This window comes from Hoeflea algicola (genome assembly GCF_026619415.1).
Taxonomy (GTDB): domain Bacteria; phylum Pseudomonadota; class Alphaproteobacteria; order Rhizobiales; family Rhizobiaceae; genus Hoeflea; species Hoeflea algicola.
This window is the reverse complement of sequence record NZ_JAOVZR010000001.1, coordinates 3,656,426-3,676,976: the sequence shown is the minus strand read 5'-3', so window position 1 is coordinate 3,676,976 and position 20,551 is coordinate 3,656,426. Positions and strand designations below refer to the sequence as shown.

Genomic DNA, 20,551 nt, shown 5'->3' with positions numbered 1-20,551 from the left:
TATCTGGTCAGTCGCCCAGTCCGTCAAACAGCGCTGTCGACAGGTAGCGCTCGGCAAAGGAGGGGATGATGATAACGATCTGCTTGCCGGCATTTTCTTCGCGCTGGCCAACCCGGATCGCGGCCACCAACGCCGCGCCCGAGGAAATGCCGACCGGCAGACCTTCGAGCCGCGCGACCTTGCGCGCCATGGCAAAAGCCTCGTCATTGCTCACCTTGACGACTTCATCATAGATCGAGGTGTCGAGCACCGCAGGTGCGAAGCCGGCGCCAATGCCCTGGATCTTGTGCGGACCGGGCGCGCCGCCCGACAGCACCGGCGAAACCGCAGGCTCGACGGCAATGATCTTGACATCGGGCTTGCGTTGTTTGAGCACCTGGCCAACGCCAGTGATGGTGCCGCCGGTGCCGATGCCGGAAACGACGATATCGACCTTGCCATCGGTGTCGTTCCAGATTTCTTCCGCAGTGGTCCGGCGGTGAATTTCCGGATTGGCCGGGTTTTCGAACTGCTGCGGCATCACCGCGCCGTCGATTTCAGCAACCAGTTGTTCGGCGCGGGCGATGGCGCCCTTCATGCCCTTGGCGCCCTCGATCAGCACCAGTTCGGCGCCGAGCAGCGCCAGCATCTTGCGGCGCTCGACCGACATCGTCTCGGGCATGGTCAGGATCAGCCGGTAGCCCTTGGCGGCGGCGGCAAAAGCCAGCGCGATGCCGGTATTGCCGGAGGTCGGCTCGACCAGCGTGGTCTTGCCCGGCGCAATCCGCCCCTCGGTCTCCAGTGCCTCGATCATGGCCACGCCGATCCGGTCTTTGACCGAGCCGATTGGGTTGAAGAATTCAAGCTTGGCCAGAAGATCGGCCTTCACGCCTTCGTCGGTACCGAGCTTCCCCAGCCGCACGAGCGGCGTATCGCCGATGGTGTCGATGATCGAATTGTAGACCCGGCCGCGACCGGGCTTGGCTGGCGAGAAAGCAGACATCGGCAAACTCCTGTTGAACCTGCCAGACTATAGGCCAGATGGCACGCCGGCGCGAATGATGCGCACCGGCGACGTGTGGAGAGGGGAGCAAATTTATTCCAACGAACACCTAAGGCTGAGATTCCAATTCCAGAATCCGCATCTGATCAGCTAGCGCAGGAGAAAACCTTCCGCCAGCGAGTCATCGGCCTCGACGGAAAATTCGCTGCGGCCGGTATAATGGGCCTTGCCGGAGACACGCGCGGTGATGGCCTGATGCGCGCCGGCGCGGGTCAGCGACGCGACTTCACCGGTAAAGCAGGTGTTGATGATGCTGGTAAAGACGCGTTGTTGGCCGATGCCAATCTGGCCACGCGCCTGCATGGCGGCGAGCCGGGCGGTGACGCCGGAGCCGGTGGGCGAGCGATCAACCTGACGGTCGGCAAAGACGCAGACATTGCGGGTCGGCTGATCGGAATATGCGTCGCTGCCATCGGTCAGGATAGAGCCGTAGAGAAAGGCCAGATCGGCGGCATCGGGATGGCTGAGCGGCAGCGCCTGCTTGACCGCGCGGGTGAGTGCGTCGGCGGCCTCGACAAAGGCTGCGGCCGGGTCACGGTCAAACTCAAGCCCGAACTGAGGGGCATCGGCAAGCGCATAAAAGGCGCCGCCATAGGCGACGTCGAAACTGATCGCGCCCCAGCCGCCGACCTCAAGCACCTGATCGCGCGCGAACAGGAATGACGGCACGCTTTCAAAACTCACCTCGGCGGGTTTGCCGTCGCGCATTGTCACCTCGGCGCGCACCAGGCCGCAAGGGCATTCGATGTTGACGAGGGTCACATGCTCGTCGGGCGGCACCAGCCCCTGATCCACCGCATACCGGCCCAGCGCGATGATGGCGTGGCCGCACATGGTGGAATAGCCCTCATTGTGCATGAACAGAACCGCCAGATCGGCCCCCGTGAGATCGGGCTCGACCAGCAGGGCGCCATACATGTCTGCATGGCCGCGCGGCTCGAACATCAGGATCTTTCGCAGGTGATCGAGATGATCGCGGACATGGGCGCGTTTTTCGAGGATCGTGCCTTTCGGCAAATCCGGATAGCCGCCGGTGACGATCCTGAGCGGCTCGCCGGCGGTGTGCATGTCGACAACCGTGAGACTGCCTGCAGCCGCGGTGCTCATGCGGTGCCGGTCGAACCGAAACCGCCAGTGCCGCGCTCGGTCGAGCCGACGCTTTCAGCCAGCCGGATGCGGGCCTGGGTGACCGGGGCGATGACCAGTTGCGCAATCCGCATGCCGCGGCTGACGGTGAAAGGTTCGGCGCCGAGATTGGCGAGGATGATCTTGACCTCGCCGCGGTAGTCGCTGTCGATGGTGCCGGGCGTGTTGAGGCAGGTGATGCCGGATTTGAGCGCCAGCCCCGAGCGCGGGCGGACCTGCCCTTCGAAGCCTGCGGGAATTTCCATGATCAGCCCGGTGGGCACCGCAAAGCGGCCGCCGGGGGCGATTTCCAGCGGCGCATCTTCGGCAACAGCGGCACGCAGATCCATGCCGGCAGAACCGGGCGTTTCATAGGCTGGCAGATCGAGGCCCTGACCATGCGGCAGGCGGACGAGAACCAGTTCCGGGCCGGAATCGGGGAGAGGTGCGGAGCGCTGATCCAGCGCCGAGCGGGCGAGGCTATCAAGGTGGGTCATGGCGGCAGCTTTTCCTGTCCTTGCGCCAAGGTCAATTGCATGGCGGGCGGCAAGACGTTAGAACGCATCGCCATCAACAGGAATCCGCCATCGATGCCCGATACGCTCACCGAGGAAGTCGGCCGCCGCCGCACCTTCGCCATCATCTCGCACCCGGACGCGGGCAAGACCACGCTGACCGAGAAGCTGTTGCTGTTTGGCGGAGCGATTCAGCTGGCGGGCGAGGTGAAGGCTAAAAAGGACCGGATCCAGACGCGGTCGGACTGGATGAAGATCGAGCGCGAGCGCGGCATTTCGGTGGTCACCTCGGTGATGACGTTCGAATACAACAACCACGTGTTCAATCTGCTCGACACGCCGGGCCATGAGGACTTTGCCGACGACACCTACCGGACGCTGACGGCGGTGGACGCGGCGGTGATGGTGATCGATGCGGCCAAGGGCATCGAGCCCAGAACGCTGAAACTGTTCGAGGTCTGTCGGCTGCGCGACATTCCGATCATCACGTTTGTCAACAAGATGGACCGCGAGGCGCGCAATCCGTTTGATATTCTTGACGAGGTGGAACAGAAACTGGCGCTTGATACCGCACCGATGACCTGGCCGATCGGCCAGGGCCGGTCGTTTGCGGGCACCTATCATCTGGCCAAATCAGCGATCCGCAAATCCGACAGGGAAACCGAGCTGACGCCGGTCAACGGGCCGGAATCCGACGCGGTTGCCGGGCTGCTGCCGGAGAACGAGCGCGCCACCTTCATCGAGGAAGCGAGCCTTGCTGCGGAAGCCTGCAAGCCGTTCGATCTCACGGCGTTTCGCGAAGGTCATCTGACGCCGGTCTATTTCGGCTCGGCGCTAAAGGCGTTCGGCGTGCGCGACCTGATCGATGCGCTGGGCGAATTCGCGCCGCCGCCGCGGGCGCAGGTTGCCGATACCCGCACGGTGGAGGCCACCGACCCGAAAATGACGGCGTTCGTGTTCAAGATTCAGGCCAACATGGACCCCAACCACCGCGACCGGATTGCCTTCGTACGGGTGTGCTCGGGCAAGCTCGAGCGGGGCATGAAGGCCAGGCTTTCGCGCACCGGCAAGCCGATGAGCCTGTCGGCGCCGCAGTTCTTCTTTGCCTCGCAGCGGCAGATTGCCGACACGGCTTACGCCGGCGACGTGGTCGGCATCCCCAACCACGGCACCTTGCGGATCGGCGACACGCTGACCGAGGGCGAGGCGCTGGTGTTCCAGGGAGTGCCGAATTTCGCGCCGGAAATCCTGCGCCGGGTGCGGCTCGAGGACGCGATGAAGGCCAAAAAGCTGAAAGAGGCGCTGCAGCAGATGGCCGAGGAGGGCGTGGTGCAGCTGTTTTCGCCCGAGGACGGCTCGCCGGCGATTGTCGGCGTGGTCGGCGCGCTGCAGCTCGATGTGCTCAAAGAGCGGCTGCACGCGGAATACGGGCTGCCGGTGAGCTTCGACCTGGCGCGGTTTTCGATCTGCCGGTGGATTTCGACGGCTGACAAGAACGATCTCGAACGGTTCGTCACCAGCCATCGCGGCGACATTGCCCGCGATCTCGACGGCGATCCGGTGTTTCTGGCGTCCGACCAGTTCTCGCTCAATTACGAGGCGGAGCGCTGGAAGATGATCGATATGGTGGCGATCAAGGAATACCAGGTGGCCAAGGCCGCCTGAGCGGGCCGCCCGAGGGGTGGCCGCGCGGGCGCGCTGCCCGCGACACGCCAAGGCACCGCGCGCGAAAATCTCGCCGACGGTTTGGGGGCATTTCAGGGTCCGGTTGAAAAATCGGATTGCTGGGGCGCGGGCCGCTGGCCCGTGGTGGTGGAAGATGTGGGTTGGCGCAGTTGCCCGCACCCCACTGGCGAGAGGAAGCCCGACGCCTTCCGGGCGCGGGCCGGCATCCTTCCCGGCAAAAAATCATCTCGAGCCCTGGGGCGGTTTCGTATTGTTCGGTCCCGTTACAAACCGAACCCGCCGTTTCCCGATGTGGCCCCCGCGAACAATGTCCGCGATGGTCGCTACCGGGATGGGTCAGGCCGGCGTCTGGAGTGGTGATGCGGCGCGCGACCGGCCTGCCCGCCGGGCCGCGCACCGCATTGCAGACGCCGCCGGGTGCCTGGAACATGACCGGGGCACCCGGTTCCGGCTTTCGCGCGTTTGGCTTTTTATCAGATCCACTTCGACCTGACAGGCCGCCCGCGCTGGCCGGGATGCTTTCTTCGCCAGTTTCTGGCCCGCGATACGGCCCCGCGCGCCAAAACTCACCACCTTCCGCCGGCCAAAGCTCCGTGGGCCCCGGCCGTGCGCCAGATCGGCGTGACACAGCAGACGTTTTATCGATGGCGGAAGCTCTATGGCGGGATGCAGCGATCTCAACTCACTCGGCTGAAAGAGCTGGAGAAGGAGAACCAGCGGCTTCGGCGGGCGGTGTCTGACCTGACACTGGACAAACTCATCCTGACCGAGGCGGCAAAGGGAAACTTCTAAGCCCTTCGCGTCGGCGCAAGTGCATCGACCATGTGCGGCGGGAGCTCGGCGTATCAGAACGCCGCGCCTGCCGCACGCTCGGACAACACCGATCCACACAGCGCAAGGTGCCACAGGGCCGGGCAGATGAAGAACGGCTGACCGATGATATCATCGAACTGGCCGACAAGTACGGGCGCTATGGGTATCGCATGGTCACCGGTCTGCTGAACAACGCGGGCTGGCAGGTAAACCATAAGCGGGTTGAGCGCATCTGGCGGCGTGAAGGGCTGAAAGTGCCACAAAAGCAGAAGAAAAAGGGGCGGCTTTGGCTGAACAACGGATCATGTGTGCGTCTCAGACCGGAACGGCCAAACCACGTCTGGTCCTACGACTTCGTCCAGGATCGAACCGCTGACGGCCGCGTCTATCGGACGCTGAATATCATCGACGAATACACCAGGGAGGCACTCATGATCCGCGTGGACCGCAAGCTCAACTCAACGGACGTGCTGGATGCTCTGACAGACCTATTCATCCTGCGCGGCCCGCCGGAATACATTCGGTCGGACAATGGGCCGGAATTTATCGCCCAGAAAGTGCGGGATTGGATTGCAGCTGTTGGAGCCAAGACGGCCTACATAGAGCCAGGCTCACCATGGGAGAACGGATACTGCGAAAGCTTCAACGCCCGGTTCCGCGACGAGCTGCTGAACGGCGAAATCTTCTACAGCCTAAGGGAGGCGCAAATCCTGATCGAGCAATGGCGTATCCACTACAACACCGTCAGGCCGCATAGCGCTCTGGGCTACCGCCCGCCCGCGCCGGAAAGCATTGTCCCGATGGACCAGACGCCCATGATGCACTAACAATCAAACCGGACCACCTGATGGGGGCACGCCACCACAAGTTCCCGCTTGCGGGCAGGCCTCAAAGCTTTTTTGACAGCACGTCCTGGAGCATGGCTTTGTCGAGCGACAGGTCCGCAACGATCTTCTTCAGCCTGTTGTTCTCATCTTCCAGCTGTCGCAGCCGCTTCATCTCCGACGGCATCAGGCCTGCATACTTCTTGCGCCAATTGTAAAACGTAGCGTCAGAAATCCCGGCCTTTCGGCACACGTCAGCGACAGCGGCTCCTTCTTCAGCCTGCTTCAAGACAAAGGCTATTTGCGCTTCGGAAAACTTAGATGCCTTCATGGAACTCTCCTTCTGTCCCCACAGGGATCATAATTGGAAAATTCCAGCTTCAAATGGTCCAATTTATTGGGAGCACGTCACTTGTGATCGTTGCATTTTTGTTTCTTCTGGCAGTCCACTTGGTGGACTTCTCCTTCCTTTCCGACGCTGCATGCCGAAAGGTGGAGGCAACAAAGTACTTTGATGAATACACCTATTGTTTCTATGGTAGCAATTGGAATGAAGAGACTTATTTGTCTGCTATAAGCGGATTCTACTCTACATTGGTTGCTGTTCTTGTCGCGGTTCAAGCACTTATATCTTGGCTGGCCTTTACAGTGATCAGAAGCTCTAACAAGCAAGCTATTGGGGAAGAGGTTGAAAAAGAAGTGCCTTATTTCTTTAAGACGAAAGACGCTGACCGACTAATGCATGAGGCACTTCAGGATATTTCATATAAGGCTGCAAAAGCTGCGCTCACGGAAATTCGAAAAGATGAAGACAAGTCTACCGAGGAGCTGCAACAAGCTGTGTACGACGAAATTCAACCTGCGCTTGAAGGTGTACGCGGAGATATTGAAGAACTCCGCGTCAAGTTGGAGAGCTACGTGAACGGTGACGATGAGGATGAGGATGAGGATGAGGATGAGGATGAGGATGCCGCCGGGCAAGAAGGGAAAATATCCTAATGAGAAAAGCGCCTAGACGACCGATTAGTCGCCCTGCCCCAGCATTGCCAGACCTTGACGTGGACGCTCTCGATACGACCGAGCGCGTTGTTCAATATTGTGTCCGACACGGACTAATTGATGGTGTCGAGCTGGATATCGAACGCCTTATCGAAAGAAACCAATATCTCACTCTGAAGAAGAAGCCGCTCCCTGATGGAATAGACGCATACATAAAGGAAACCAAACCCAACCATTTCGAGATCGGTGTAAATGCAAAACATAGCCGTACTCGGCAACGGTTCTCGATGGCTCATGAGTTTGCGCACTACCAACTTCACCGTGAAAACTTGAACGGCCTTGCAGAAGGAGAACGAATTCTTCATCGGTCGGACGAACGGAATCACTTGGAGTATCAGGCCAACGACTTTGCTGCATCTATGCTTATGCCGGAAGAACTCTTCCGTAGCGAAGTGATTAGAATGAATGGTGACGTCACTGAGTTGGCGAAGCGTTTTGGAGTTTCCCCCTTGGCGCTTAGGTATCGTGCGAAGAGCCTTGGGATGAAGGGTCATGGTGTCTGAGGTGGACGAAAACTATTTCCTCCTTTTCAAGACTGCGGATGCGGAAAAAGAGCTTGGCGGAACCTGGACGCTCAACGCCGTTCAGCAGTTACCCCGATTGTCGAACTTTCGCGAGGAAAGAAAAAGAGAAACGCGGGAAAGGATAACTCCGGAAAGCCGCTCACAGCCGAGCAGCTTCTATCAACGCTTGACGTGTACAGTTTTGAACGGAACTGGCAAACCTCTCTAGAATTGATGGGAGACTGTAATTGGTTCTTTCTTGATCTCACCCGCGAGCCTAGCTTGAGTTGTGCCGAGATTGAGGCACTGGGGAACTCAGCCAACGGGTACGAAAGTTGGACGTCTTGTAAGCGGTGTTCCGCTCACACCTTGGCAGGATAATTCCAAGGAAGCAGCTCATCGATCCGGCTCTGTTTATGACCGTTGACGATGGCGGTAAGTGTCCTGGTCAGATAGGCCTGCGGATCAACGGCGTTGAGTTTGCAGGTCTCAACGAGCGAGGCGATGATGGCCCAGTTTTCGGCTCCAGCGTCATGGCCGGCGAAGAGTGCGTTCTTCCGATTGAGGGCTATCGGCCGGATGGTTCGCTCCACGCTGTTGTTGTCGATTTCGATGCGGCCGTCGGCGAGGAAGAGAAGCAGACCCTCCCAGTATTTGGCGATGTATTTCAAGGCTTCGCCAAGCGGCGATTTGGCCGCAACACGGGCACGGTGATGAACGAGCCATGTTTCCAATTCGGTTACCAGCGAGGCTGATCGTTCCTGTCGCCCGGCGAGGCGAGCCTGCGGATGAAGGCCGCGCAATTCGGCTTCGATCCGGTAGAGTTCGCCGATCCGTTTGACGCCGTCCTCGGCAATCGGTGCTGCTCCGTTGCGGGTGATCTCCACCAGCTTGCGACGAGCGTGGGCCCAACAATAGGCAAGCCGAATGTCCGGGCCAATCCGGTCTGGCGCGATCAGCCTGTTGTATCCGGCATAGCCATCGACCTGCAGAATGCCCGAGAAGCCCTGCAATATCCGTTCGGCATGAATGCCCCCGCGACCGGGAGTGTAGGTGAAGGCGACGCCTGGTGGCGCACCACCGCCCCATGGACGATCATCACGAGCCAAGGCCCAGAAGTATCCTGTCTTGGTTTTACGGGAGCCGGGATCAAGCACGGGGGCACGGGTCTCGTCCATGAAGAGCTTGCTCGAACGCTTCAGGTCGGAGATCAGCGCATCAAAGACGGGACACAATTCGAAGGCTGCGCGACCGACCCAATCGGCAAGTGTGGACCTGTCGAGATCAATATCTTGGCGGCTCATGATCTGAGCCTGCCGATACAAAGGAAGGTGATCGGCATATTTGGAGACCAGCACATGGGCGACCGTCGCTTCCGTCGGCAACCCAGCCTGGATCAGACGTGCAGGAGCTGGGGCCTGAACGACGCCGTCGGTGCAGGCGCGGCAGGCATATTTGGGGCGGCGTGTGACGATGACGCGGAACTGGGCCGGGATCACGTCCAGCCTCTCGGACACATCGTCGCCGATGCAATGCAGGCATCCGCCGCAGGCGCAGATCAGGCTTTCCGGCTCGATCACCTCTTCGACACGAGGAAGATGCTTTGGAAGAGAGCCGCGATTGGTCGCTCGTGGCTTGATGAACCGCTTGCCCAAGGGGGCGTCCGCCTCATCCTCGGCATGGATCGCGGCCATTGCCGTTTCCAGGTCTTCAAGTGCCAGATCGAATTGGTCGGGATCGGTCTTCTCGGACTTGCGCCCGAAGGCCGCTTGCTTGAAGGCGGCAACCAGTTTCTCCAGCCGTTCGATCCGCTCATCTTTGCGGACAATCTGGGCGTCCTTGCCTGCCTCGCGTGCCTGCGCCGCAATCAGCATCGCCTTCAGGGCGGCAACATCATCGGGAAGATCGGCGGCGTTCAGCATGGCCGGAATCTACTAAATCCCGCTTCGAATTGCCTTTGGTATTTGCCACCCGAGTCATCGTGCCGCAGCTATTCGATGGCCTCCGGTGCTCTCGTTTCCACGGAACGAACGCGTCGCCAGTCGAGGCCCGCAAACAGCGCTTCGAACTGAGCATGGCCCAATGTCATTAGGCCATCTCTGATACCCGGCCAAGTGAAGGTGTGATCTTCCAGTCGCTTGTAGGCCATCACAAGACCGCTGCCATCCCAGTAGATCAGCTTCAACCGATCCGCCTTGCGTGACCGGAACACGAACACCGTTCCAGTGAACGGGTCTTTGCGCAACTCGTTCTTCACCAGCGCAGCCAAGCCGTCATGGCCCTTGCGGAAGTCCACAGGCTTCGTCGCCACCATGATCCGCACGCGGTTTGATGGAAAGATCATGCCGAGGTCGCAAGCGCACGTGCAACAGCCACGACCCGAGCGGTCGATGCACCTTCCTCCAGGCGGATCGTGACAGGGCCGACAATGATCTCGGGACGGCTGACTTCTTTGGCCGGCGGTTCGGCAGATGGCGTCTCGACGACCATCGCTGCGAATTCCATCGCATCTTCGGGCGCAGGCAAAACCAATTTGCCCTGCCGTGCCATCGCGCGCCAAGCAGACAAATGGTTGGGCTTCAACCCGTAGCGCTCTGCCACCTGATTCACCGTCACGTCCGGGCGCAGACTTTCCGAAACGATCTTGGCCTTGACCGCATCAGGCCAACGGCGATGTCGCTCACGACCGGTCTTCCCAGTCGTGAGTATCTCCAGTGTAGTGTCCATGGAGAAACTCCCTTCGCTCATCCATGGAAAGCCGATCACAGATCAGCGATGACAGGGCAATGTGGGGACAGAACACCGCTTACGACGTCTTTTATGTAATTACCCACCCCCGAATTCGTGATTTCCGGTTCTTCTACCGGCCTATGCCAGGACGGATGCGATGACCTGGAAGGGGTTTGCGCCTTTGAGGCGGGCGGTGTCGATGGTCGTGCGTACATCCGCCTCGGCTTGGGCGGCCCACATGGCGCGATATCCGTTTGTCACCTTTCGCTGAATGACCCATGGACGGAGCTTTCGCTCAGATGTGTTGTTGGTGACATCGACTTCTCCGGGATAGTCGCAAAACGTCAGCAGCTGATCGCGGGCCCGCCCGATCTTGGCCTGGAGCTTTTGGGCCAGGTCGCACGAAGTCGGGGCGCATAGAAGCCCGGCAAGCTGTTTATCGAATTTGCGCTTCTTGCTTGCGACGGTAGACGCAGCGAATGTGCTTATGGCTCTGGCGAAATCAAACACACGGCCAAACCAAAGCTGGAAGCGAAGAGGGAGATCATCCTCGCCATGTTCCAGCGCAAAGGCTGTATCACGCGCCAAATGTGCAAGGCAGGTTTGATGTCGATGGCCGTGAGATTGCTGGGCTGAATACCGATCAGATATCCATACCTCGGGGACATGGCCGCCCATGGTCTCGTGAACGACCCGTGCTGCACGGGAGTAATCGGGCTGGTGGACAACAGCATCCTTGCAATGAAAAACCCAGTGTTGGGCATTTGTGCCCTCGATACGCACACCGGTTTCGTCGCTGGCGACAACGCGGGCGGCTCGAAGGCTGGCCTTGGCGGCCTGTGCTGTGGCCTGGAAGCTCGGACGGGAGCGGGAAAACATGTTCATGATCGCGCCCTCGCTCACATTAAGGCCGAAGATATCCATGAACACACCGCTCAGGCGTTCGTAAGACAATGCATGGAAACTCTTGAGGTAGATCGCCAGCGCGTGAATGCCTGGCCCGAACGGCGTTGCGGTTGCCACGGCAGGTGCGGTGGCTTTTGTTGTCGTGCCGCATTGCGGGCAATGACAGGAAAAACGCCGATGCCGGGTGACATGAGGACGGATCGCAGGAATATCGATCTCGTCATAGGCCCCGGCCAGCACCATCGTATCATCACCGGAAAACGCATGGCCGCATCTCTTGCAGGCGGTCGGTTCATGATCGCGAAACATGTCGGCAAAATCCGCCAGCACCCTATTGTGGGGTTCATGCCCGGGCTTGGCTCCACCCGGTCGTGAGTTGACGCGTTTCTCTTTCTTGTCCGTCGAGGGCGGCTTGGAAGACGTCCGAGAATCCTTGGAAGGCCGTTGGAGCCGAAGCACCATCTCGATCAATTCGTCCTTGCTCAGCTGCTGCAAATCAGTCCGATCCATATCATCATGGATTCAGACATTGTGGTGCATGGCAAGGGGGTGGGTAATTACTCTTTTATCTTTGAGCGTCAACAAGAGGGGCTGCGGTTAAGGCCAACGCTCATTGTGAACCCTGCTGAAGATGACGACGAAGCGACCTACGTATCTGACTTGAAATCTCAGTTCACCGCCTTCGCCAAAGCCTTCGAGGAGATCGCATATCGTGTTGCCGTCACCGAGGATGACCAGTTTCTGTTCGATCTTGTCTCTCTAAAGTCTGAAATTGATGCTTATCAGAAAAATGGGGGACGGTTCTTCGTTGTCCTCGACCATGAATATGTGCGTCCAGGGAACGGTCTTGTTCACGCTAAGCGCTCGACGCAGGTAATTAACTCAATTTACGCAGAACTGGGGCAGGTCGAGGTAATAGTCTTGGCAACATCTTTCCCGAAATCGGTGACAGATGTTGGAGATGAGGAGCATGACATTTTCCGTGTTGAAGAGGTTTTCGTTTATGAGGAGATCAAGAAAACCCACACAAACATCAGGTATGGGGATTACGGCTCCATCAATCCAATTCGGAATGACGAGATCATCATCACCCGAGGCTGGCGTCCAAGGATCGATTTTGTATCCCGGCATGACGGGATGCATACCTACTACTTTCGTGAGAAGCGAAAAGTTGTTGGGACAAAAGTAGTTGAGATGAATGGTGAGAAGAAAACCGAGAAAATTTTGGCGCCGTACTCAATCCACTATCAATCCGTTGCCAATAAAGTCATGGGGTTTTCCCCTTACTATCAGTCAGTGTCCTCAAGCTGGGGCAGCGATGAGATTATTGCGGCGGCAGCAGGCAAAGTAGGAAGCAATTCGCCATCACATTGGATTTCGGTTCGGATGGAAATTCACATCTCGCAAGTGCTGAAGTACTTCGGTTGCGATCCCGTCTAGACAAACAAGCGGGAACTGCGTTGCAGCAGTAGCAGGTCTTCGGCTGCAATCTGGGCATCGGTTTCTGAAAAAAACGCCGCCGAGCTTTCCGAAAACCTTTCTGCCAGCTCTGAAAGGAACAAGCTTCTCAGTACCTTGGTGGTCAGCAATTTAACCGCTGCTGCTCGCACCTCATAGACGCCTCTGCTTCTAAGAGAACTTGGTAATGCTTTAAGCAAGCGTGACTTGGTTGTTCCGCTCGCCAAGTGAAATTTCGAAAGCTGTTTGTTGATTACAGGCTTGCGTATCGGCTCGACAAAATATCCATCGAAAACCACCAAACCAACCCTTTTCGGAGCTATTCCGCGAACATTTGGTAGATGTTTTGGTGTTGTGACCACGGTTACAAAGTCGAAGGTCTTTAGGTATTCAGCAAGTTGGCCCGGCAATCTTGAGGTGTTGTCATAGTCCGATTTAATCTCGAACGCATGACTTTGATCGTCCAGCTCTAGCACGTCGGCTCTGCGGTTTTCAAAGCCGTATACTGCTTCTGTCGCAAGGATACAGTTTTTTGATCTAGCTTCTCGCGCCAAGTGGTGCACCAACGCAGTCCGGATTTCGACCTCGGTGGCGTAACGGCGTTCTTCTAAATCGAGATGGTCTTTCATGTGGTGCCTATAGCCCAAATCAGAGGATTGCGCGAGAACAAATAGGGCACATGCACTCGTTGATCAATCTGATGGATGTTGGTTTCTTGCGCCTTTCTGCTTCACTCTACGCGGACACCTACCTCATGTCGGTCATAGAAATGCTGCATGGTGCTGGATAATCCGATTTGAGGGGCGGCGCTGCGACGAAGGTAAGATGCGGTCAAAGGCGACCTTGGGCAGAAAGCCGCCGTCCGTATGACGCCAATCAAAATACCGGGCCTGCGCTATTTCAAACCTGACGCCCCTCTCCCCAAGCCCCTTTCCCCGGTGTAAACCTCTCCCCCTGCCCTCCCTCCACATTTCCGGGATTCCGTCATGAAAGCCATTCTCTACGAAGCCTTTTCCGCACCGCCGAAGCTGGTGAATTTGCCGGATCCCACGCCGGAGCCGCACGGGGTGGTGATCGAGGTGATGGCGACCGGGGTTTGCAGGTCGGACTGGCATGGCTGGGTGGGGCATGATTCCGATATCGTGCTACCGCATGTGCCCGGCCATGAGCTTGCGGGCAGGATTGCGGCGGTGGGGCGCGAGGTGACGCGGTGGAAGGTGGGCGAGCGTGTGACGGTGCCGTTTGTCGGCGGTTGCGGGCATTGCCCCGAGTGCCATGCCGGGCATCAGCAGGTGTGCGACAACCAGTTTCAGCCAGGCTTTACGCATTGGGGATCGTTTGCGGAATATGTGTCGATCCACCGGGCTGATCTGAATCTCGTGTCTCTGCCCGAGACAATCGATTTTGCCACGGCGGCAAGCCTCGGGTGCCGGTTCGTCACCTCGTTTCGCGCCGTCATCGACCAGGGCCGTGTTTCGGCCGGGCAATGGTTAGCGGTGCATGGCTGCGGCGGGGTCGGGCTGTCGGCGATCATGATCGCGGTGGCCGCCGGCGCGCAAGTGGTGGCGGTGGACATTGCCGACGACAAACTGAAGCTGGCGCGTGAGCTCGGCGCGGTGGCCACCATCAACGCGCGCGACGTGGCGGATGTGGCGGGGGCCGTGCGCGAGATCACCGGCGGCGGGGCACATGTGTCGCTCGATGCGCTCGGGGCGGTGACGACGTGTGTGAATTCGATCAACTGTTTGCGCAAGCGCGGGCGGCACATCCAGGTGGGGCTGATGGCGGGGACGGAGAGTTTTCCGCCGGTGCCGATGGGGCGGGTGATTTCGCACGAGCTGGAAATTCTGGGCAGTCACGGCATGCAGGCGCACCGCTACGGGGCGATGCTGGCGATGATCGAGGCGGGGCGGCTGAAGCCGGAATTATTGGTGGGGCGGACGATTTCGCTCGAGGACTCGATTGCGGCGCTGATGGGGATGGACCGGTTCGAGGGCGTCGGGGTGACGGTGGTGACGGAGTTTTGAGGCTCGAAAAGGGCCGGCTGGGACACGAGGGTTCGGAGCGCGGGTGACATCGCTGCCGCTCCCCAACCAGGGGGCGGGGCTTAACCTTGCCGCTGGCGCTTTGGCCGGGATTGAGCCCGGGGGCTAATCGGGTTTCAGGCGGCCGCTTCAGCCGGGGCGGACCATGCGGGTGATCAGGCCGGTGCGCAGCACGAATTGCTGGTAGAGCGCGGCCAGGACATGCAGCGCCACCAGCACGAGCAATGGCAGCTTCAGCGTGGTGTGGATGAAATCGGCGATCTGAACGCCGCCGAACCAGGCCGCGAGCCCGGTCAGCGGCAGGATCAGGATCAGCGCATAAAGGGTGAAGTGGGTAAAATGGGCGATGCCCTTGAGCGCGGGGTGCTCACGCGCCGGCAGCGCCGGGGCGCCACGTTTATACCGCAGCAGCAGCCGCCAGATTGTGAGTGCCAAGATCACACTGCCGCCGATCACGTGGGACCTGACGAGCAGGTTGATGTCGGCGGGCTGGCCCTTTTCGAGTGCCTCCCAGGCGGCGACGATTTGTTCATGGAACACGAATTGGGCTACGACCAGCGCGGCGATGACCCAGTGCAGCCAGATCTGGCTCAGTGAATATCCTGCGGGTTTCATTTTCAAGGTTCCTTGTTGCTGGATGCCCCCCTGCCCCGGCAGGCAGGCCGTATTGGACCTGTGCATTTGCCGCCTGGCAGACACTTTACCGATAGGGCCGGAAACCTCGATTTACCTTGATCTAACGCAAAGAGCGGGCCGCCGGTCGGCCTAGGCTCCGGGCAGCCAAACAACACCCCTTGGGGCTGGTTTGGCTCAGCAAGCCCAGCTGCCGCAGCATCGGTCCTAAAGATCGGATCGCGCGGTGGCCAAGGCTGGCGCCGTCCGCCGAACCGGTGGCAGCGCAACCTTCCGGACTTTCTGAATTCACCGTGATCGAGCAATTCCGCGAGGGCATGGTGTCACACAGGAAAAAGACGATGACTGACAACAAAACCAAACATTCCGGACTTTCCCGCAGAGAAATGCTTTCCTGGACTGCCGCGATTGGCGCGGGTCTGGCATTGACGGATGGCGTGACAGGTGGCGTGAGCAGCGCCGTGGCGATGACCCAGGATGACGTCGACACCCTGCCGCGCGTGACGCAGGCAATGGTCAAGCCGCCTTTCCTGCCCGAGCACGAACAGATTGCCAGCGGCGGTGCCAAGGTTGTCGTGGTGCGCTTTGATATCGAAGAAAAGAAGATGATCATCGATGACGAGGACACCGAGATCTGGGCGCTGACTTTCAACGGCTCGGTGCCCGGCCCGATGATCGTCGTGCATGAAGGCGATTACATCGAGCTGACGCTGGCCAACCCGGCCACCAGCACGATGGAGCACAATATCGACTTCCACGCCGCAACCGGCGCGATGGGCGGCGGCGATCTGTCGCTGGTGGCCCCCGGCGAGGAAGCCACGTTCCGCTTCAAGGCAATCAAGCCCGGCGTGTTCGTCTACCATTGCGCACCCGGCGGCATGATGGTGCCCTACCACATCACCCACGGCATGAACGGCGCCATCATGGTGCTGCCGCGCGACGGGCTGAAGGATGGGCATGGCAAGCCGATAACCTACGACCGGGCCTATTATGTCGGCGAGCAGGACTATTACATCTCCAAGAACGAGGACGGCGAATATCTCAGCTACGAGACCCCTGGCGAGGATTTTGCCGATTTCCTCACCGCCGCGGCAACGCTGACGCCCAGCCACGTCGTGTTCAACGGCGCCGTCGGGGCGCTGACCGGCGACAGGGCCATGAAAGCCAATGTCGGTGAAACCGTGCTGATCATTCACGCCCAGGCCAACCGCGACACCCGTCCGCATCTGATCGGCGGTCACGGTGACCATGTCTGGGGCTCCGGATCGTTCGCGGATGCGCCGCAATCCGGGCTTGAAACCTGGTTCATTGCCGGCGGTTCTGCGGGGGCGGCTGTCTACACGTTCAGGCAGCCGGGGCTCTACGCCTACGTCAATCACAACCTGATCGAGGCATTCCAGAAGGGGGCCGCGGCGCATTTCCAGGTTGAAGGCGAGTGGAACGACGATCTGATGACCCAGATCAGGAAACCCGCCGCGATGATGTAACGATGATCAAAACTCCCGGGCGTCCTTCGTATTGCGGACGATGCCCGGGGGTACGCATTTCAAACAGAAGGGCTGCAATCGAGATAGATAAGGCGGCTCAGGCCGCCTCGGATGCGCGCTGGAGTTTGGCGAGACCGGATTTGAGGGCGGCGATGCAGTCAGGATCGAAGGCCGTGCCGGCGTCGTGATCGAGAATTGCAAGCGCCTTGGCGATCGGCATGGCGGCACGATAGGGGCGCTCGGCCGAAAGCGCGTCGAATACATCGGCGACGGTGAGGATTCGCGCCTCGAGACAGATCGCTTCGCCCGCGAGCCCGTAGGGATAGCCCTTGCCATCAAGCCGCTCGTGATGGGCGGCGGCGATCGGGGCGATGTCGGCAAAGGCACTGACGCGGGCGAGGATAGCCTCGCTGTGGCCGGGATGGCTCTTGATCGCCACCCATTCAGCTTCATCGAGCTTGCCGGGCTTGTCGAGGATCTGGTTGGAAACGGCGAGTTTGCCGAGATCATGCAGCAGGGCGGCGCGCCTGAGCCAGCGACGATGCGCCTGCCCCAGCCCCATCTCCTCGGCTATCATGTCGGTGTAGAGTGTGACGCGGTTGGAATGGTCGGCGGTAAACGGGCTCTTTGCGTCAACCACATCGGCAAAGGCAGCGGCAATGTCGTCGAGGAAGTCCTCGTCAACCAACCCGGATTGCTGTGCCGGCTTCATCGCGAAAACCTGCGCCGCAAGATCATCTGAAGTCAGGACCGGCCAGAAGTCAGCTGATCGCTGTGCGCTGGAAAACGCCGCGACAAGGGCTGGATCGAACCAGCTGCCGGAACGCGCGGAAACCTCCTTGAGGGCAGTATCAGCATCGTTTTCCGTATAAAATACATCAACCACCTGGGCCAGCAGGGCGATGTTGGCAATGGCCGGTATCTCCTGGTGTTTGAGCCCCAGCGGCAGGCCGGAGCCGTCCCAATGTTCATCGAGCGCCAGAATGCCGTTCTGCACGGTTTGCGAGAAGTGCATGCGCGCAGCGATATCGGCACCGCGATGGCAGCGGGTTTCCATCAGTTCGCGGGTGACCTTGCCACCCTTCTGGATGACCGTGACCAGTGCCCGGATCCGCTCGCTGAGACCGGATTCGAGCCCGGTCCTGGCGAAGACAAAGCGCAGCGCGGCGCTCATGCTGGTGTCGATGGTCTTGAAATCGCGCTTGAAGGAAATGTCGTCGGTCAGGAACAGCTCACAAATCCGCGCCGCGTTGCTGGAGCAGCCCAGATCCTTGAGCAGCAGCGTGTAATAAAGATCGCTGAGCGCCTCATCGGGCAGGTTCATCACCTCGCCAATGCGTGTGCCGATCCAGCAGCAGCGCATGCAATGACCTGCCGGCTGTCCTTCGGTCAGATCCAGCGCATAGCTGAGTGCGCCGAGCAATTCGGCCAGCTTAAAGGCTTGCGGGCTGTCACCTGACTTGCGGGACAGAAAGAGGCTTTTGCTCAAAATGACGGCTCCGGTTTCAGTTCTGTGTAGCAGCCGCTGATTAACGAGTTTTCACTACACCAGTTCAAACGTCTGCGGGGATTCCGGTCGGGTCTTGATTCTCAATTTATTTCGATATAACTAGTTTTATCGAATTTAGGAGAAGATGAAACCATGGATGCGATCGAAGCGGCACAAGGTTTTTCGGCGATGGGGTCGGAATCGCGGCTCGAAGTGCTGCAGGCGCTGGTCCGCGCCGGCAATGCAGGCTTGCGGGTCGGCGAGATCCAGGAACGCACCGGCATCACCGCGTCCACCCTCGCCCACCATCTCAAATTCCTCAGTGCCGCCAACCTTATTGTCCAGCACAAGCAGGGCCGCGTGATCATGAACACCGCCAATTTCGAGCATCTGAATTTGCTGGCCGGGTTCATTCTCGAAAACTGCTGCAGCGACGCGGAGACCCGGCCATGACCGATATTGCCGATAATCCCTGGCCCATCGGACGCGACCTCAAGGCCTGGCTATTTACCCCCTGGGCATTCATCGCACTGATGCTGCTGGCGGTTCTGGTTGCAGACGCCACGCAATTTGTACCGGTTATCGGCTTTGCCGTTTCGGCGCTGCTGAACACCTTGCCCTACATCGTCTTCGCGGTGCTGCTGATTGCCGGACTGAAGGCGGCGGGCGCGGAAACCGTCATCGCCGAGGCTTTCAAGGGACGGGAAACCCGGATGATCCTGATGGCGGCGATGTTTGGCGGGTTGGCGCCGTTTTGCTCCTGCGAGGTGATCCCTTTCATTGCCGGACTGCTGGCGCTGGGCGCGCCGCTATCGGCGGTGATGGCATTCTGGCTGTCGTCGCCGCTGATCGACCCGCCGACGTTGCTGATCACGGCGGCAGCCCTGGGGTGGCCATTTGCCATCGGCAAGGCGGTGTCTGCGGTGGCACTTGGCCTGTTCGGCGGCTTTGCTATCAAGGCGGCGATGGGGGCGGGCTGGTTTGCCGAGCCTTTGAGGGCAATCAAACAGTCGCGCTGTGGCTGCGGCCCGGACCCGTTTACCGGCAAGCCGGTCTGGCGTTTCTGGCAGACGCAGGAACGCCGAGAGACATTCAGGGCCGAATTTATTGCCAACGGCATCTTCCTGATCAAATGGCTGGCGCTGGCCTATGTGCTGGAGGCGCTGCTCGTTACCTATGTTCCTGCCTCGGCAATTGCCGGGCTGGTGGGCGGCGAAGGCATCGTACCGATCGGGATTGCCGCGCTTGTCGGTATGCCTGCCTATCTCAACTCCTATGTGGCGCCGCCGCTGCTGGCAGGCCTGATCGATCAGGGCATGAGCAACGGCGCGGCGATGGCTTTCATGATCTCCGGTGCGGTCAGCTCGGTGCCGGCGATGGCGGCGGTCTGGTCGCTGGTCAAGAAACCGGTGTTTGCCGCCTATTTCGGGCTTGGTGTCACCGGCGCGGTTGTGTCAGGCGTAATCTTCCAGACGCTGGTGTGAGGCAGGGCCGTGCCGGAAACAATCCGGCACGGCGACGCATCTTACAGGATCTGCTTGAGCACCTGGTTTGATTGAAGTTGACACCGCTGCAGCCCGCCTCAGAGAGTGACGGCGCCCTGAGCGTGCCGGTCGAGGCTTGATTACACGAAACAATTACGGTATCCTGTATATGGGATTTTTTCTCGTATACGGAATTACGAATTGCCAAACCTCAACAACAGGCTGGCCGAGCGGATCAAACGGGTGCGAATGGCACGTAGCTGGTCTTTGCAGGATCTGGCGGAGAAGAGCACGGTCAGCCGCTCAACCCTGTCGCGCATCGAAAACGCCGAGGTCAGCCCCACGGCAGAAACGCTGGCCAGCCTGTCGGCCGCTTTTCAAATGAGCATCTCGCAATTGCTGGCGCCGGTAGAGACGCCTTTTCAACCGCTGGTGCGGCGCAACCAGCAAAGCCTTTGGGAAGACCCTGCGCACGGCTTTACCCGCAGGATGGTGTCGCCACCCAGCGGCGGACTGTCAGCGGAAGTGGTGGCGTGTGCGCTTTCACCAGACCAGAGGATTACCTATGAGGCGCCCTCGGTTGCAGGCCACGAGCACCATCTGGTGATGTTGTCGGGCGTGCTTGCGGTGACGCTGGGTGACGAGGTCCATGTGCTCGAGGCAGGCGATTGCCTGCGCTACCAACTCCACGGCGCATCGCGCTTTCAAACCGGCGATCAGCCGGCCTCCTATCTGATAGTTCTTGTGTGAGA

At 59.5% G+C, this 20,551-nt stretch carries 19 protein-coding genes and 2 pseudogenes; 10 read left to right on the top strand and 11 right to left on the bottom strand.

Annotated features, from left to right (window positions below; all coding sequences use genetic code 11):
- Positions 1-7 precede the first annotated feature (7 nt).
- From cysK to dut, 3 genes are all read right to left on the bottom strand, one after another.
- Positions 8-982 carry a cysteine synthase A gene (cysK, locus tag OEG84_RS17915; RefSeq protein WP_267654992.1) on the bottom strand — a complete coding sequence of 325 codons (975 nt, stop codon included), beginning with the start codon at positions 980-982 and terminating at the stop codon, positions 8-10.
- A 150-nt stretch (positions 983-1,132) separates the two neighbouring features.
- Positions 1,133-2,149 carry a proline racemase family protein gene (locus tag OEG84_RS17910; RefSeq protein ID WP_267654991.1) on the bottom strand — a complete coding sequence of 339 codons (1,017 nt, stop codon included), beginning with the start codon at positions 2,147-2,149 and terminating at the stop codon, positions 1,133-1,135.
- On the bottom strand, positions 2,146-2,664 hold the full coding sequence (dut, locus tag OEG84_RS17905) for a dUTP diphosphatase (protein ID WP_267654990.1): 519 nt from the start codon (positions 2,662-2,664) through the stop codon (positions 2,146-2,148). Before dut ends, OEG84_RS17910 begins: the two co-directional genes overlap by 4 nt.
- A 93-nt stretch (positions 2,665-2,757) precedes the next feature.
- On the opposite strand from dut, the gene OEG84_RS17900 reads away from it, so the two are divergent.
- Together OEG84_RS17900 and OEG84_RS17895 are read left to right on the top strand one after the other, a co-directional pair.
- Positions 2,758-4,347, top strand: coding sequence for a peptide chain release factor 3 (locus tag OEG84_RS17900; RefSeq protein ID WP_267656242.1), 1,590 nt, complete (start codon positions 2,758-2,760; stop codon positions 4,345-4,347).
- A 618-nt stretch (positions 4,348-4,965) separates the two neighbouring features.
- Positions 4,966-6,008, top strand: a pseudogene (locus OEG84_RS17895) (IS3 family transposase); the annotation flags it as partial.
- A 35-nt stretch (positions 6,009-6,043) separates the two neighbouring features.
- Here OEG84_RS17895 and OEG84_RS17890 read toward each other — a convergent pair.
- Positions 6,044-6,336, bottom strand: a pseudogene (locus OEG84_RS17890) (transposase); the annotation flags it as partial.
- A gap of 53 nt (positions 6,337-6,389) precedes the next feature.
- On the opposite strand from OEG84_RS17890, the gene OEG84_RS17885 reads away from it, so the two are divergent.
- A complete protein-coding gene (locus OEG84_RS17885) occupies positions 6,390-7,004 on the top strand; it encodes a hypothetical protein (protein WP_267654989.1) in 615 nt (204 codons plus the stop codon).
- Positions 7,005-7,063: 59 nt separating this feature from the next.
- Positions 7,064-7,567 carry an ImmA/IrrE family metallo-endopeptidase gene (locus OEG84_RS17880; protein ID WP_267654988.1) on the top strand — a complete coding sequence of 168 codons (504 nt, stop codon included), beginning with the start codon at positions 7,064-7,066 and terminating at the stop codon, positions 7,565-7,567.
- A 362-nt stretch (positions 7,568-7,929) separates the two neighbouring features.
- Here the strand turns inward: OEG84_RS17880 and tnpC (OEG84_RS17875) are convergent, their stop codons facing one another.
- The 4 genes from tnpC (OEG84_RS17875) to tnpC (OEG84_RS17860) form a co-directional block, all read right to left on the bottom strand.
- The gene (gene tnpC / locus OEG84_RS17875) at positions 7,930-9,489 is read right to left on the bottom strand and encodes an IS66 family transposase (protein WP_267653393.1); all 1,560 of its coding nucleotides are present in this window, start codon (positions 9,487-9,489) and stop codon (positions 7,930-7,932) included.
- Positions 9,490-9,557: 68 nt separating this feature from the next.
- A complete protein-coding gene (gene tnpB, locus OEG84_RS17870) occupies positions 9,558-9,911 on the bottom strand; it encodes an IS66 family insertion sequence element accessory protein TnpB (protein WP_267653392.1) in 354 nt (117 codons plus the stop codon).
- Positions 9,908-10,294, bottom strand: a complete 387-nt coding sequence (locus tag OEG84_RS17865; protein ID WP_267653391.1) for a transposase — start codon at positions 10,292-10,294, stop codon at positions 9,908-9,910. The genes tnpB and OEG84_RS17865 overlap by 4 nt, the downstream gene beginning before the upstream one ends.
- Before the next feature lie 141 nt (positions 10,295-10,435).
- Positions 10,436-11,713, bottom strand: coding sequence for an IS66 family transposase (gene tnpC, locus OEG84_RS17860; protein ID WP_267651873.1), 1,278 nt, complete (start codon positions 11,711-11,713; stop codon positions 10,436-10,438).
- 6 nt (positions 11,714-11,719) lie between these two features.
- Here tnpC (OEG84_RS17860) and OEG84_RS17855 point away from each other — a divergent pair, with 6 nt between their 5' ends.
- Positions 11,720-12,643, top strand: coding sequence for a beta family protein (locus tag OEG84_RS17855; RefSeq protein WP_267654987.1), 924 nt, complete (start codon positions 11,720-11,722; stop codon positions 12,641-12,643).
- On the opposite strand, the gene OEG84_RS17850 is transcribed toward OEG84_RS17855, so the two are convergent.
- Entirely contained in the window at positions 12,640-13,290 is a 651-nt protein-coding gene (locus tag OEG84_RS17850) for a sce7726 family protein (protein ID WP_267654986.1), read from the bottom strand. The two genes, OEG84_RS17855 and OEG84_RS17850, sit on opposite strands and share 4 nt — an antisense overlap.
- Positions 13,291-13,647: 357 nt before the next feature.
- Between OEG84_RS17850 and OEG84_RS17845 the strand changes: the two genes are divergently transcribed.
- Positions 13,648-14,688: a zinc-dependent alcohol dehydrogenase family protein gene (locus OEG84_RS17845; protein WP_267654985.1), complete on the top strand. Its 1,041-nt coding sequence runs from the start codon at positions 13,648-13,650 to the stop codon at positions 14,686-14,688.
- Positions 14,689-14,835: 147 nt separating this feature from the next.
- On the opposite strand, the gene OEG84_RS17840 is transcribed toward OEG84_RS17845, so the two are convergent.
- Positions 14,836-15,321 carry a cytochrome b gene (locus OEG84_RS17840; RefSeq protein WP_267654984.1) on the bottom strand — a complete coding sequence of 162 codons (486 nt, stop codon included), beginning with the start codon at positions 15,319-15,321 and terminating at the stop codon, positions 14,836-14,838.
- A gap of 359 nt (positions 15,322-15,680) precedes the next feature.
- Here OEG84_RS17840 and nirK point away from each other — a divergent pair, with 359 nt between their 5' ends.
- A complete protein-coding gene (nirK, locus tag OEG84_RS17835) occupies positions 15,681-16,826 on the top strand; it encodes a copper-containing nitrite reductase (protein WP_425602867.1) in 1,146 nt (381 codons plus the stop codon).
- A 97-nt stretch (positions 16,827-16,923) separates the two neighbouring features.
- On the opposite strand, the gene OEG84_RS17830 is transcribed toward nirK, so the two are convergent.
- Positions 16,924-18,315 carry an HD-GYP domain-containing protein gene (locus OEG84_RS17830; RefSeq protein WP_267654983.1) on the bottom strand — a complete coding sequence of 464 codons (1,392 nt, stop codon included), beginning with the start codon at positions 18,313-18,315 and terminating at the stop codon, positions 16,924-16,926.
- A 153-nt stretch (positions 18,316-18,468) separates the two neighbouring features.
- Here OEG84_RS17830 and OEG84_RS17825 point away from each other — a divergent pair, with 153 nt between their 5' ends.
- The 3 genes from OEG84_RS17825 to OEG84_RS17815 all read left to right on the top strand — a co-directional run bounded on the left by OEG84_RS17825 (position 18,469) and on the right by OEG84_RS17815 (position 20,549).
- The gene (locus OEG84_RS17825; protein ID WP_267654982.1) at positions 18,469-18,768 is read left to right on the top strand and encodes an ArsR/SmtB family transcription factor; all 300 of its coding nucleotides are present in this window, start codon (positions 18,469-18,471) and stop codon (positions 18,766-18,768) included.
- A complete protein-coding gene (locus tag OEG84_RS17820) occupies positions 18,765-19,799 on the top strand; it encodes a permease (protein WP_267654981.1) in 1,035 nt (344 codons plus the stop codon). Before OEG84_RS17825 ends, OEG84_RS17820 begins: the two co-directional genes overlap by 4 nt.
- A gap of 201 nt (positions 19,800-20,000) precedes the next feature.
- Positions 20,001-20,549, top strand: coding sequence for a helix-turn-helix domain-containing protein (locus tag OEG84_RS17815; protein WP_267654980.1), 549 nt, complete (start codon positions 20,001-20,003; stop codon positions 20,547-20,549).
- The last annotated feature ends 2 nt before the right edge of the window (positions 20,550-20,551 follow it).

Coding starts and splice junctions, on each gene's coding strand:
- cysK (WP_267654992.1), bottom strand. CDS start 982: ATGTCTGCTTTCTCGCCAGCCAAGCCCGGTCGCGGCCGGGTCTACAAT.
- OEG84_RS17910 (WP_267654991.1), bottom strand. CDS start 2,149: ATGAGCACCGCGGCTGCAGGCAGTCTCACGGTTGTCGACATGCACACC.
- dut (WP_267654990.1), bottom strand. CDS start 2,664: ATGACCCACCTTGATAGCCTCGCCCGCTCGGCGCTGGATCAGCGCTCC.
- OEG84_RS17900 (WP_267656242.1), top strand. CDS start 2,758: ATGCCCGATACGCTCACCGAGGAAGTCGGCCGCCGCCGCACCTTCGCC.
- OEG84_RS17885 (WP_267654989.1), top strand. CDS start 6,390: ATGGTCCAATTTATTGGGAGCACGTCACTTGTGATCGTTGCATTTTTG.
- tnpC (WP_267653393.1), bottom strand. CDS start 9,489: ATGCTGAACGCCGCCGATCTTCCCGATGATGTTGCCGCCCTGAAGGCG.
- tnpB (WP_267653392.1), bottom strand. CDS start 9,911: ATGATCTTTCCATCAAACCGCGTGCGGATCATGGTGGCGACGAAGCCT.
- OEG84_RS17865 (WP_267653391.1), bottom strand. CDS start 10,294: ATGGACACTACACTGGAGATACTCACGACTGGGAAGACCGGTCGTGAG.
- tnpC (WP_267651873.1), bottom strand. CDS start 11,713: ATGGATCGGACTGATTTGCAGCAGCTGAGCAAGGACGAATTGATCGAG.
- OEG84_RS17855 (WP_267654987.1), top strand. CDS start 11,720: ATGGATTCAGACATTGTGGTGCATGGCAAGGGGGTGGGTAATTACTCT.
- OEG84_RS17850 (WP_267654986.1), bottom strand. CDS start 13,290: ATGAAAGACCATCTCGATTTAGAAGAACGCCGTTACGCCACCGAGGTC.
- OEG84_RS17845 (WP_267654985.1), top strand. CDS start 13,648: ATGAAAGCCATTCTCTACGAAGCCTTTTCCGCACCGCCGAAGCTGGTG.
- OEG84_RS17840 (WP_267654984.1), bottom strand. CDS start 15,321: ATGAAACCCGCAGGATATTCACTGAGCCAGATCTGGCTGCACTGGGTC.
- nirK (WP_425602867.1), top strand. CDS start 15,681: ATGACTGACAACAAAACCAAACATTCCGGACTTTCCCGCAGAGAAATG.
- OEG84_RS17825 (WP_267654982.1), top strand. CDS start 18,469: ATGGATGCGATCGAAGCGGCACAAGGTTTTTCGGCGATGGGGTCGGAA.
- OEG84_RS17820 (WP_267654981.1), top strand. CDS start 18,765: ATGACCGATATTGCCGATAATCCCTGGCCCATCGGACGCGACCTCAAG.